This is a genomic window from Veillonella parvula (assembly GCF_032577575.1).
Classification (GTDB): Bacteria; Bacillota; Negativicutes; order Veillonellales; family Veillonellaceae; genus Veillonella.
In genome coordinates, this window is sequence record NZ_JAWFVO010000005.1 from 76,822 (window position 1) to 90,064 (window position 13,243).

Sequence of the window (13,243 nt, forward strand, 5' to 3'; positions counted from 1 at the left end):
ACACAATGGGGTCTGTATGGAGATTACAAACAAGAACAGATAGTAGTAGTGGAGAAAAAATTTCAAAGTATTGTTTAGATAATGATGTTGCCGCTTTAGGATGGAGTATTAAGGATGACCATATAAAGCACTATAATCCTGAGGCTATAATTGAAATACAAGAAAAACGTAATCAAATAGAAAATATAGATCAGTATTATGATGTTATTAGAACGTATGGTTTATATGGGATGAATCAAAAAAAACGTTTAGTCGCTGTTGATATGTTGAGTGAAGTCGAAAAGGGTGACTATATTTGGATGCGCGATAATGGTATTTATTATCTAGGACGTGTGAACGAAGATTCTAATTTTACTTATAATTGTGACAAGGATGCATTAGATTTTGATGCAGCTAATCAAATTACAGGAATTAAGTGGGAACGGATTGGTGATGAAAGTCAGGTGCCAGGAGCAGTAGCAACAGCTTTTATTCGCGGTCGAACTATACAACGCATAAATAAAGACTATATGTTTGAATATGCTGAATATGCATTTTGGGGAAAACCTTTGGTATTAGAGAAGTCAAATGAAGAATTTTTACAACAATTGTTTTATGATTGTTTATCACCAAATGATTGTGAAGATTTAGTTTGTCTATATTTATATGATCGTAAAGGTTATGTGACAATCCCATCTACGAATAAAATTGCAACTGAGCTATATGAATGTGTATTAGTAAATCCAGAAAATGGGATGCTTGCATATCCTCAGGTAAAAAAAGGGAGTGTTCCCTTAGATTTTAATAATTATGTTGATTTGGTAGATGACCAAAAGCGAAAAAAAGAAGTATATCTATTTACATCAGAAGGTATAGTAAATAAATCAAACGTTCAAAGTGATTTGATTCATATTATTACTCCAAATGACTTATACCGATGGGTAAAGGCTAAGATGGAAAGTGAAAATTATTTAATTCCTGAAGGTATTGTAAAATGGTATAAATTAATACACTCATCAGAATAATAGTTAAAAATTAGGAGAGCGCATATGAGCCAAGTTTTTAAACAAGATTTAACAGATACTTCAGTCCGACCAGGTGGTATTTTTTTCGTTGAGTTATTAATGCCGAAGCAGTGTGATATGCCTGATCGGGATACAATGATAGAGATATTTACGAAGCATCTAGGACCTGTTGATTGTTTTGATCACCGTCGTGAGTCTGCTGGTTTTGCTCCTCAGAATTATAAGGTGCATTACGAGGATACTGATGCAGATATTTCACCGACGTTAATGGTGACGGATTGTGAGAAAATCGATAAGCCTGTATTAGATGATTTTGAACGTAGTCAGGTGTGGGATTGTCCCAATGTGGATGAGTTGTTGACAGAGTGTCAATACAGGGTGTTTGCTACGGATATGTTAGCCTCTGGTTTAGAGGCTAAAGAACGGGCCGATATGCTAGTGAAATATGTAGATGCACTGTTGGAGCTATATCCATCTTGTAAAGCTGTTGTATTTGGTCCATCTCGTAAGTTCTTAAGTCGTGAATCGATTGAAAATCATTCAGATAAAGCGGTAACTCGTTTTATTTATTATGCTGTAAATGTACGTTATTTTAGTATTCAAGGTACCAATGATATGATGGTAGATTCTGTGGGTATGAGTACATTATTTTTACCTGATTTACAGTATCACTTTCACGGTGTAGATCCTAATCATGTAGTATTTCATGCTTATAATGTGTTGAATTATATTTTCGAACATGATAATCTAATAGGTGATGGGGGAACCATTGCGGGGTTACAAAATGGCGAGATGAATCAGGATATTCAGTGGAAAGTACAATATGAGGATTCTCTAAGTCACCCGGTTCGAGAGGTTCTAGATATTAATATGCGAGAATATGCATCGGGCACTCGCTAGTTGTTAATCAATGAAAGGTGTGAGCATTATGAGTGATCAACGTGTTTTTGATATGGAACTCGTGAAAGTTGAAAGTTTGGAGAAAGCTGTTAAGACACCATTTTATCAAACTGATTCCACAGGTGGCTCAATATGGGTTATTAAAGCTGGTCAAACCTTACCAAAGCATTACCATCATAACTCTGATGATATATGGGTTATATTGCAAGGCAAGGGGGTATTTTATCCAACGCCGGATACGGAGGTGCCTTTTACAAAGGGGCAAGTTATAGTATCTAAAAAGGGTGAATGTCATGGTGCAAAAAATACTGGAACAGAAGATGTCATCTTTGTGAGTATCGTCGCTCCTGTGCCTGCTGATTATGATCCTGTTAGTACTAATTAATATGAAAGCACTTTATAGTATTTTGTTATCTTATAATAGAGACAGATTTATACTATAAAGTGCTTTTTTATTTTATATAGTCATTTCTAGCGAATATACCTTTTCTATTTTTATATGCTATTATTTTGATTTCACTATTCCTATTTGATATTTCTATATTTTATATAGTTCCATTGACAGAGGACGTTTGTTCTTTTAAGATGGTAAAGTATGTAATATTTTAATAAGCAGAAAGGAATTATATGAACTCATCTACACTAGAGCCTCAAAGTGGGGACATCAATTTCAAAGATTTTACGAAACGTCGTATGCTTCACGTAGTCTTACCATTGTTTATTGTTTCTATTATTGCCTTCTTAGATCGTGTTAATATTGCTTATGCAGGCTTGACTATGAAGGAGAATTTACCGTGGTTGACGCCAGAAGTATTTGGTATGGGGGCAGGCATTTTCTTTATTGGTTATGTTTTGTTTGAAGTGCCTGCATCTTTAATTGCAGCTCGTTGTAATGCTATGCATTGGGTGGCGCGTATCATGTTTAGTTGGGGTCTCGTATGTATTCTTATGACGACGATGACCACTGAGTTGGAATTTTATGTTTATCGATTTTTACTTGGTCTATGTGAGGCTTCTTTATATCCTGTAATTTATTCATTACTTATTCCAAATTGGTTCTTGCCAAAGGAGCGTGCGAAGGCGATCTCTTTGATGTTGACGTCTTTATTGTTCTCTAACATCATTGGTGGGCCATTGGCAGGTATTTTATTGGATACAACGTTCTTTGGTCTACATGGTTGGCGTACACTCTTTATCGTTGAAGCTATTCCTGCTGTGATCTTTGCGTTCATTTTCGCATTCTGGATGAAAGAGCGTCCTGAACATGCATCTTGGGTAACTGATGTAGAAAAGGTATATATTAAAGCCGAGCTTGAAAAAGAAGAGCAACAAAAGCAAGCCGCAAAGAAATATACTACTTGGCAAGCGTTGAAAGACCCAAAAGTATTGCGCCTAGCGTTAATCTATTTCTTGTGGGTTATTGGTTTCTGGGGCTTTAGTTTTTGGATGCCTCAAGTTCTTAAAAGCTTATCTGGATGGCCACCAAGTGTGGTAGCGTGGTCTATTGCTATTCCAATGACAGCAGCCTTACTTGTACAAATATACTGTGGTTACTCTTCTGAAAAGCGCAATGAAAAACGTTGGCACGTTGCTACTACATTGTTCATTGGTACTATTGGTTTCTTAGCAACACCACACAGTCCATCTCCAGAAGTTAGCTTATTCTTTATATGCTTAACTGCAGTAGGTGTTTACGGTGGTATGGGTGTATGGTGGACCATGCCAACAACCTTCTTATCTGGCGCTGCTGCAGCGGGGGCGATGGGACTCATTAACTCTTCAGGTAACATGGGGGGCTGGGTAGGTCCTTATATGCTTGGATTCATCAATGGTCACACAGGTAGCTTTGCTTATGGCTACTATGTAATGGGGGCTTGTATGTTCCTTGCTGGTCTATTAATTTTGACACTTCCAAAATCTATGGAGCATAAAGAGGATTAAGTAGAGTTATATTATAGATAACTTCATAGGAAAATATTTAACGAATGCTTCAATGGTGTGATTTTGGGTACTATTCAATTTTATGTTACAATTTACAAAATAGTATTATTTAAACTTGAGGAGACAGAATATTGAAAGAGTGTAGACCTAAGTTTGATGAAATTACATCATTTGATGAATTTAAAAAATATTATTGGTATCGTGATGAACTTTCACAAATATGTAAATCATTAGGATTAGAATATAGGGGAATAAAACAAGAACTCAATCATATTATTGAGCAGTACTTTAAAGGCAATTTAATTAAAAAATCATCAATAAAAAATAGAAAAAAACAAGTGGAAAATATTACTTTAGATACACCATTACTTGAATGTAATTTTTCTTTTAATACGAAGTTTAGAGAATATTTTTCTGATTTAATAGGTGTTTCACGATTTAAATTTAATGCTGATATGGCTACTGCTTGGAGAAAAGTAAAAAGTGAAAAAAATATTAGCTTTACCATTGGAGATTTGCTGAAAGTATATTATGGTGAATCAGATTATGCAAAGTATGACAATTCGGCTTGTCAATGGAATCAATTTTTTAAGGATTTTTGTGCAGACGAATGTAGTGGCAATTATTCGAATAAATTAAAAGTAGCATCTATTATTTGGAAAGAAGTTAGAGATTCAAAAAATGAAAAAATCTATTCAAAGGATCTTTTAAGTGAATATGCATATAAATTAGAAGCGTATCGCAAGTAGAAGTAACTTGTCATTGCAGAGACGTATGGGAAAACTAGCAATTAAATTTATAATAGAATAATGATAAAAGCACCTTATATCCTATGAGAAGAGTCATTTGTGATGACTTTTGTAGGTATATAAGGTGCTTTTATTTATTCCTGATTTCTTTATTGATTTTGTTTTGTTACATCAGGCACTTTCCCAGGATTCATATCGAGGTTTAGATCTGTGGATTTGAATGGGTGTGGGTTTGCCTCTGGTGGTTGTACTTTGAGTTCTGGATGCAACCATTGTAATTGTTTTAGTTCCCAGTCGTACTTGGCACCGTCATTTTGTAGCTGACGAATATCTTTTAGGATTTCGTCTAGTTGGTCGCTATGTTTATTAGCCATCCCTTCAAGAATGTAAAGACGACCTGCTACACTGTCGATGGTAGAGCCATCGTGGTCTTCATCGACACGCCATTGTAATTCAGAGATTTGTATTTGCTGGAATATGATAACGATAACCAGCACAATGATAACGCCCCACATGGGCGCTTCTTTAGCTTTCAAAAGGGCTCGCAATTTACATGCGAGCCCAGATGGTTTGTTCATTATTGACGATCCTCGAGTTGTAATCCAGGTAATGGTAATTTGGAGTTTACAAAGTCTAACCACAAGCGAGAAGCGTGGGAGAGGTAATGACCCTTTTTCCAAATTACATAAAGAGTATGAATAATTTCAGGTACGAGAGGTCTTACGACAACCTTAGAACCAACCTCTGTATTTTCACCTACCTCAGGGCAGAGGCGAGATGGTAATAATGCGATAGCAAGGTTTGCACTAACCGTTTGTAACATGAGATCACGTTGGCTTGTTTCAAACACGATGTGCGGTTGGAAGCCGGTGTGTTTACAAGCTTTGATGATTTCATCATGTAAGTTGAAATCGTCTTTATGCAATACAAAGGATTCATCAGCTAGCATTTCTAGGCGAATTTCTTTTTCTTTTGCTAAAGGGCTAGATTTTGGAATGATAACGGACAGTGGGTCACTCGTAAGGTAGAAGGATTCAAATTCTTTAGGGTTTGGTTTAGTACAGATGATGCCAATATCAATTAAACCTTCCTGAACGCTGATCTCAACCTTTTTAGAACCTTGTTCGTAGAGTTCCAATTCGATTTGTGGATATACTTTTTTAAATTCACCTAATAACTGGGCAAAAATGGGAGCATCCGTAATTGGTGGAATACCAATTCTGATGGAACCTTGCTCCAAACGAAATTCGTTTTCAAAATCAGTTTTTAGATGTTCAAACATAAACACAACGCGTTTAGCGTGGGTTAAGAAGATGGTACCCCCATCAGTAAGTTCTACAGATTTAGCATTACGCATGAAGAGAACAACACCAAGTTCGTCTTCTAAAGCTTTAATTGTACGGCTGATTGCAGATTGGGAGATGTGTAAATTCCTTGCAGCCTTACTAAAGCTTTTTTGATCAGCTACTTCAACGAAGTATTTCAAATGATGAAAATCCATAATTAACCCCCTAAAAATAAAACTTGGTTATAGGACGTGACCTAACTAAATGAGAATAGTTATTACTGTAATGCAATTAGCTATTACTTTATGTAAAGCATGGATAGCAATATTGGCAAAGCGACAGTCACTGTATGTGTTGCGTTGATAGGGCCCAGCACGTTATAATTAGCATATAGGGCTATATCAAGTTATGATATTAGGAATTATGGTTGTGCCCATCACAAAAAAGTATGCTCACACATAATGCCATATTATATATAACATATATATTATTGCATTATTTTTTCATGTGCGCAAGTTTGTAATGGTTGTTATTCCTAAACATAATGATAGATTAAGCAAGTGTTCTATTTTTGCTAAATGCTTAAGGAGGCAATAATCACATGAGTCGTAAATTTAAAACTATGGACGGCAACCAAGCGGCTGCTCACGTTTCTTATGGTTTTACAGAAGTTGCTGCGATTTATCCAATCACTCCATCTTCTCCAATGCCAGAACACATTGATGAATGGGCTGCATCTGGTCGAAAAAACATCTTCGGCAACACTGTTCAAGTTGTAGAAATGCAATCTGAAGCAGGTGCTGCTGCTGCAACCCACGGTTCTTTACAAGCTGGTGCATTAACAACAACTTTCACATCTTCCCAAGGTTTGTTATTGATGCTTCCTAACTTATATAAAGTAGCAGGTGAATTACTTCCAGGTGTATTCCAAGTAGCTGCTCGTGCATTGGCTGCACATGCTTTGGCTATCTTTGGTGACCACCAAGACGTAATGGCTGCTCGTGCAGCTGGCTGTGCTATGTTAGCTGAATCCTCTGTACAAGAAGTAATGGACTTGTCCGCTGTAGCTCACTTGACAGCTATTAAAACTCGCGTACCTTTCATCAACTTCTTTGACGGTTTCCGTACATCCCACGAAATTCAAAAAATTCAAATCTGGGACTATGAAGATTTAAAACCATTGGTTGACATGGATGCTGTTAAAGCGTTCCGTAAAAATGCTTTAAATCCAGATGCTCCTGTAACTCGTGGTACTGCAGAAAACCCTGACGTTTACTTCCAACATCGTGAAGCATCCAACAAATTCTACTTGAACGTTCCTGACGTTGTAGAACACTACATGAACGAAGTTAACAAATTGGCAGGTACTAACTACCAATTGTTTAACTATCATGGTGCTCCTGATGCTACTGACGTTGTTGTAACTATGGGTTCTTCCGCTCAAGTTGTAGAATCCACCGTGGATTACCTCAACAAATTGGGCCGCAAAGTTGGTTTTATCAACGTTCATTTGTTCCGCCCATTCGCAACAGATCGTTTGTTGAAAGCTCTTCCTAAAACTGTAGAACGCATTGCAGTTCTTGACCGTACTAAAGAACCAGGTGCTTTGGCTGAACCATTGTTCTTAGACGTACAAGCAGCTGTAGTTGACGGTGGCCGTAATGTAAAAGTTATCGCTGGTCGTTATGGTTTGAGCTCCAAAGACGTTATCCCTGCAGACATCGTTGCTGTATTCGATAATTTAGCTGCTGAAAATGGTAAGAAATTCTTCACATTGGGTATCAATGATGATGTTACATTCTTGTCCTTAGATCGTGCTGAAGGCGTAGAAGTTGAAACTCCTGGTTTGACTGAATGTAAATTCTGGGGCTTCGGTTCTGACGGTACTGTAGGTGCGAATAAATCCGCTATCAAAATCATCGGTGACCACACTGATATGTATGCTCAAGCATACTTTGACTACGACTCCAAAAAATCTGGTGGCGTAACAATGTCTCACCTTCGTTTTGGTAAAAATCCAATTAACTTGCCTTACTTGATTACTGAACCTCAATTCGTAGCATGTCACCGTCAATCTTATGTACATGAATACGACTTGATTCGCGGCATCAAAAAAGGCGGTACATTCTTATTGAACTGTACTTGGTCTCCTGAAGAATTGGATGAACATTTACCTGCTAAATTACGTCGTCAAATCGCAGAAAAAGAATTGAACTTCTACATCATCAATGCTGCGAAAATCGCTTCCGAAATCGGTTTGGGCGGTCGTATCAACATGGTAACGCAAGCTGCATTCTTCAAATTGACTGAAATCATCCCTGTAGATGATGCTGTTAAATACCTTAAAGAATCCGTAGTAACTTCTTACGGTAAAAAAGGTCAAAATATCGTTGACATGAACAATGCTGCTATCGATCAAGGTGTTAACGCTTTGGTAAAAGTAGATGTTCCTGCTAGCTGGAAAGACGCAGTAGATGATGGCAATCATGCAGTTAAACCTGGTTGCGAATCTTGCCCATCCTTCGTTCAAAATATTGCACAACCAATCAATGCACAAGCTGGTTATGATCTTCCTGTATCCAAATTCTCTGGCTATGAAGATGGTACATTACCTGCTGGTACTGCTAAATTCGAAAAACGCGGTCCTGCATTGTTCGTTCCAAAATGGTTGCCTGAAAACTGTATTCAATGTAACCAATGTTCCTTCGTATGTCCACATGCTACAATTCGTCCAATTTTGGCAACTGAAGCAGAAGTGGCTGCAGCTCCAGAACATTTCGATACAATCCCTGCATTGGGTGCTAAAGATCTTCAATTCCGTATCGCTGTATCCCCATTAGATTGCTTGGGTTGCGGTAACTGTGTTGATATCTGTCCAGCTCCTAAAGGCAAAGCTATCGTGATGACATCCATCGATACTGAAATCGAACAAGCTGAAGCTTGGAACTATGGTGTTAACCTTCCTGTAAAAGAAAATCCTATGAAGAAGGAAACTGTTAAAGGTTCCCAATTTGAACAACCATTGTTCGAATTCTCCGGTGCTTGCGCAGGTTGTGGTGAAACTCCTTATGCTAAATTGTTAACTCAATTGTTCGGTGACCGTATGATGATTGCCAATGCAACTGGTTGTTCCTCCATCTGGGGTGCTTCCATGCCTGCATCTCCATACACAACTAACCAACAAGGTCATGGTCCTTCTTGGGCAAACTCCTTGTTCGAAGATAATGCTGAGTATGGTTATGGTATGTACATCGGCGTTAAGAAAATCCGCCAACAATTAGTAGAATTGGCTGCTAAAGCAGTTGAAACTGCTACTGGCGAATTGAAAGACGCTTTAGAACAATGGATTGAATTTGCTAACCTTGGTGCAGCTACTCGTCAACGTTCCGAACGTTTAGTAGCAGCTATCGAAGCTGAAGGCGCTACAACTCCTGAATTGAAAGAAATTCTTGAGAAAAAACAATTCTTGATCAAACGTTCTCACTGGATCTTCGGTGGTGACGGCTGGGCATACGACATCGGCTTCGGCGGTGTTGACCATGTATTAGCTTCTGGCGAAGACGTAAACATCTTCGTATTCGATACTGAAGTATACTCCAACACTGGTGGTCAAGCATCTAAATCCACTAACGTAGCAGCAGTTGCTCAATTCGCAGCTTCTGGTAAACGTACTAAGAAGAAAGACCTTGGCATGATGGCTATGTCTTATGGTTATGTATACGTAGCACAAGTAGCTATGGGTGCAGACAAAAACCAATTGATGAAAGCTGTTACAGAAGCTGAAGCATATCCAGGTCCATCCTTGATCATCGCTTACAGCCCATGTATCAACCATGGTATCAAAGCTGGTATGGGTAAAGCTCAAGAAGAACAACGTAAAGCAGTTGCAGCTGGTTACTGGGATCTTTACAGATACAACCCTCAACTTAAAGAAGAAGGTAAAAATCCATTCTCCTTGGATTCCAAAGAACCAACTGAAAGCTTCCAAGACTTCCTTAAAGGTGAAGTACGTTACGCTTCCTTGGCTAAAGCAGCTCCAGACGTTGCAGAAGAATTATTCGCTAAAACTGAAAAAGACGCTAAAGAACGTCGCTTAAGCTATGTTCGCTTGCAAAAAGGTTTTGAAGACGTAAAATAATTCGTTATTTAACGACTGAGAACTATATGAGGCACCCTTTCAAGGGTGCCTCTTTTGTATGTAATACTATATAGCTAAATGTGTTAATATCATATTATTTAGGTAATAACTGCTTTAAACATAGGTAATATACTAGTAATTTGGTATAATGATAAATAACAATGTATATTTCATAAAGTTAAACATAGAGGTACATATGGCTAAGGATAATTCACAAATAGCAATGGAAGACATGCAACAAACGATATATAAAGAGTTAGGCTATAAATCCTATCCATTTCCTTTTACAACGCCGGCCTATTTAGAAGCATATGGTGCTCTTGTAGGGCTAAATACTCCACCTGCGAAGACAGCTCGTGTTCTTGAACTAGGCGCTACTTATGGCGGTAATATTATTTCTCAAGCTGTATTTAACCCAGAGGCGACCTTTGTAGGCATTGAACTTTCACAAGACCAAGTAGAGAAGGGCAATCAAATTATTTGTGATGCAAAATTAGAGAATGTATCCTTGGTGCAAGGAGATATTTTGAATTTTGACGAATCTATGGGGACTTTCGATTATATTATTGCACATGGATTCTACTCTTGGATCAATGATGAAATGAAGGATAAGCTGCTCAATATTATTTCTAATCATTTGGTGGATAATGGTATTGCCTATGTGTCTTACAATACGTATCCAGGTTGGCATACCATGGAAGAAGTACGTCAGCTCATGCTGTTTGCTAATCGTGGCCAAGATAAGTTGACCCATAAGGAAAAGGTGTTGCGCGGTAAGACCGTAGGCAGTCTTGTGGGTGCTCAGATTCTTAACTATGATAACCTTAAAGAACGAAATAGTAAATTTCTTGGTGCATTGCGCTCTGTAATGCAAAAGGATGACTATTATGTAGGTCATGACCATCTAGAGCCGCATAATGATCCGTGCTATTTCTATCAATTTAATGATCATTTGAAAGCGCATAATCTTGCTTATGTGTGCGATGCGGACCTTACACTATCTATGGTTCGTACCTATGATGAAAGTATAGCAGCTAAACTTGAGCAACTGGCTCCTAATAGCCAAGCGGATCAAGAACAATATTTAGATTTTATACTAGATACGACATTCCGCAAGTCAATTATTTGTAAAGCTAGCTTTGCAAATAATATTAACTTTGCTGTTGCGAATCCGGCTGAAGTGGATACAATTCCTGTACGTACTATTGTAAATAGCTTTGTTTTCCAAATTCTCTTTGATGAGGAAGCACTGGAAATGTTTGAAAATGAGCTCGTAAGAGATACGTTCCAAGCAATAATTAAAGATGGTGGCACTTTCAATATGATTGAAGCCCTCGCTATTTTGAAAGCGGCTCATGAGGCGGCTCATGCATCTGATGATGAATTAGAACCTGCTGTATGTAGCTTGTATAAAGCTGTAGTAGAGCATATGGTACGTGGTGGTATTCGCTTCTATAAAACATTCCCTGTAAAAGAAGAATATATGGAGGGCTTATCTTATATACCTGCCCGTTTTACAAACTTTGTAAAAGCTATTGTGAATGGTGGTAGTGAATATATGTATGGAGCAAATATGTTCAATGATGCTATTGGCGATATCTCTGAAGAGGATTTATTATTTATGGAGTTGTTGAACAAACCAAAAGCGAAATCCACGGTAATTAAAAAGATTAAAGATGCTCTCTTTAGTGCAGATCAGTCTCAACCTACAAAGCATCAAAATGCCATGGCTGAAGCTTTTTATAATGAATTAACAACGCGTATGGAACAATTGGGCTTTATTAGAAGTAAGAAAACAGGTAGTATTTCCTAATTGATAGAGCTCGTTATTTGATTGTATTGCTATGAAGTTGTATTATATTCATTTTGATTTCATAGTTAAAATAAAAACCCGTTACACTTATAATATTTATACGTATTAAGTGTTAACGGGTTTTATTTAATATAATTAAATTTACTTTTATTTTATATTTATTACTTTTAGTTATTTTATATTGCTGAAAAAGTATAGTAAATCGATAATTTTAATGAGGAAAAAATGAACCGTTCATGAAAGTATGGTATAATGTGTATGGGTATTTTGTAAATATCATCCGATGTGTTGTGGATGATTCTATAAATTGTATTAGTTGATAAAGTTGTATTAATTGTATTATTTGTAAAAGGAGTCTTTTATGGCATCTAAGAAGGCAGTTCTAGTATACATACTAGAAATCCTGAAAGACGAAACAGATGCTAATCATACGTTATCTCAAGAGGAGATTCGTAGTATATTAGCCGAACGGTACGAGGTATCCGTCGATCGGAAAACCTTAGGCCGTCATTTAAATGATTTATATGAATCTGGAGATTTTAGTATTCAATGTGAAGAGTCTGCTGTGGGAGCAGATGGCACAATTCGACGTACTGATTTCTATATGATTCATACCTTTGAAGATTCTGAATTGCGATTATTGATTGATGGTATATTGGCATCTCGCCATATTACTGCATCTCAACGTAAAGATTTAATCGGGCGTGTTGCAAAATTGGGTAGCTCCTATTTTAAGCCTCATGGTATTGATATTGAAAGTAATACGGGGTACCTTCATAGAAGCCAAGATTTATTTCTTAATATTGATCTCATAGAAGAAGCAATACAAAAGGGTAGAAAAATTTCATTGGCCTATTGCCAACCAGATGTGGATAAGCGATTACATATTAATCTTGGGCCAGATCATAAGGAACGGAAGTATGTATTTAATCCATTCCAACTAGTAATGAATCGAGGACATTATTACTTGGTAGGAAATCACGAAAGTTATGATGATATGTCTACATTACGCGTTGATCGAATTGCACATATTACTGTGCTAAATGAACGTAGAAAACCTTTACGGGAGATAAAGGGATACCAACAACAACGCACCTTTAACGTGTCACAATACGTAAAGGAACATATTTATATGTTCGGTGGTGAATCTATTACTGTTACGTTTAAAGCTAGACGTTCCATCGTAAATCAAATTTTAGATTGGTTCGATGGCAATGTAGAGTTTACAAATATAACAGCTGATAATGTTGTATGCCGCGTACGTGTTAATCATGACGCTTTTAAATATTGGGCGCTCCAATATATGCAAAGTGTAAAAGTTCTTTCTCCAGCTTCTTTAGTAGCTGAGGTGAAAGAAGCAATTGAGGAAGGTTTACACCAATACTCATAAATAAAAAGCTAGTTGATCGATG

10 protein-coding genes are annotated in these 13,243 nt (G+C 37.3%); 8 read left to right on the forward strand and 2 right to left on the reverse strand.

Annotation, left to right across the window (positions count from 1 at the left end):
• Positions 1-5 precede the first annotated feature (5 nt).
• The 5 genes from E7K77_RS09435 (at position 6) to E7K77_RS09455 (ending at position 4,594) form a co-directional block, all read left to right on the forward strand.
• On the forward strand, positions 6-1,004 hold the full coding sequence (locus tag E7K77_RS09435) for a hypothetical protein (protein ID WP_012864715.1): 999 nt from the start codon (positions 6-8) through the stop codon (positions 1,002-1,004).
• Positions 1,005-1,028: 24 nt separating this feature from the next.
• Positions 1,029-1,904: a DUF4261 domain-containing protein gene (locus E7K77_RS09440; RefSeq protein ID WP_024061617.1), complete on the forward strand. Its 876-nt coding sequence runs from the start codon at positions 1,029-1,031 to the stop codon at positions 1,902-1,904.
• 28 nt (positions 1,905-1,932) lie between these two features.
• Positions 1,933-2,289: a cupin domain-containing protein gene (locus tag E7K77_RS09445; protein ID WP_012864713.1), complete on the forward strand. Its 357-nt coding sequence runs from the start codon at positions 1,933-1,935 to the stop codon at positions 2,287-2,289.
• Positions 2,290-2,531: 242 nt separating this feature from the next.
• Positions 2,532-3,845, forward strand: a complete 1,314-nt coding sequence (locus tag E7K77_RS09450) for an MFS transporter (protein WP_325306560.1) — start codon at positions 2,532-2,534, stop codon at positions 3,843-3,845.
• A gap of 131 nt (positions 3,846-3,976) precedes the next feature.
• Positions 3,977-4,594: an SAP domain-containing protein gene (locus E7K77_RS09455; RefSeq protein WP_012864711.1), complete on the forward strand. Its 618-nt coding sequence runs from the start codon at positions 3,977-3,979 to the stop codon at positions 4,592-4,594.
• 149 nt (positions 4,595-4,743) lie between these two features.
• On the opposite strand, the gene E7K77_RS09460 is transcribed toward E7K77_RS09455, so the two are convergent.
• Positions 4,744-5,172: a hypothetical protein gene (locus tag E7K77_RS09460; RefSeq protein WP_287541570.1), complete on the reverse strand. Its 429-nt coding sequence runs from the start codon at positions 5,170-5,172 to the stop codon at positions 4,744-4,746.
• On the reverse strand, positions 5,172-6,095 hold the full coding sequence (locus E7K77_RS09465; protein WP_008602616.1) for a LysR family transcriptional regulator: 924 nt from the start codon (positions 6,093-6,095) through the stop codon (positions 5,172-5,174). The genes E7K77_RS09460 and E7K77_RS09465 overlap by 1 nt, the downstream gene beginning before the upstream one ends.
• Positions 6,096-6,481: 386 nt before the next feature.
• Between E7K77_RS09465 and nifJ the strand changes: the two genes are divergently transcribed.
• The 3 genes from nifJ to E7K77_RS09480 all read left to right on the forward strand — a co-directional run bounded on the left by nifJ (position 6,482) and on the right by E7K77_RS09480 (position 13,221).
• A complete protein-coding gene (gene nifJ, locus E7K77_RS09470; protein ID WP_004696929.1) occupies positions 6,482-10,018 on the forward strand; it encodes a pyruvate:ferredoxin (flavodoxin) oxidoreductase in 3,537 nt (1,178 codons plus the stop codon).
• A gap of 196 nt (positions 10,019-10,214) precedes the next feature.
• A complete protein-coding gene (locus tag E7K77_RS09475; protein ID WP_287541045.1) occupies positions 10,215-11,831 on the forward strand; it encodes a class I SAM-dependent methyltransferase in 1,617 nt (538 codons plus the stop codon).
• A gap of 361 nt (positions 11,832-12,192) precedes the next feature.
• On the forward strand, positions 12,193-13,221 hold the full coding sequence (locus E7K77_RS09480) for a helix-turn-helix transcriptional regulator (RefSeq protein WP_004695299.1): 1,029 nt from the start codon (positions 12,193-12,195) through the stop codon (positions 13,219-13,221).
• Positions 13,222-13,243: the final 22 nt, after the last annotated feature.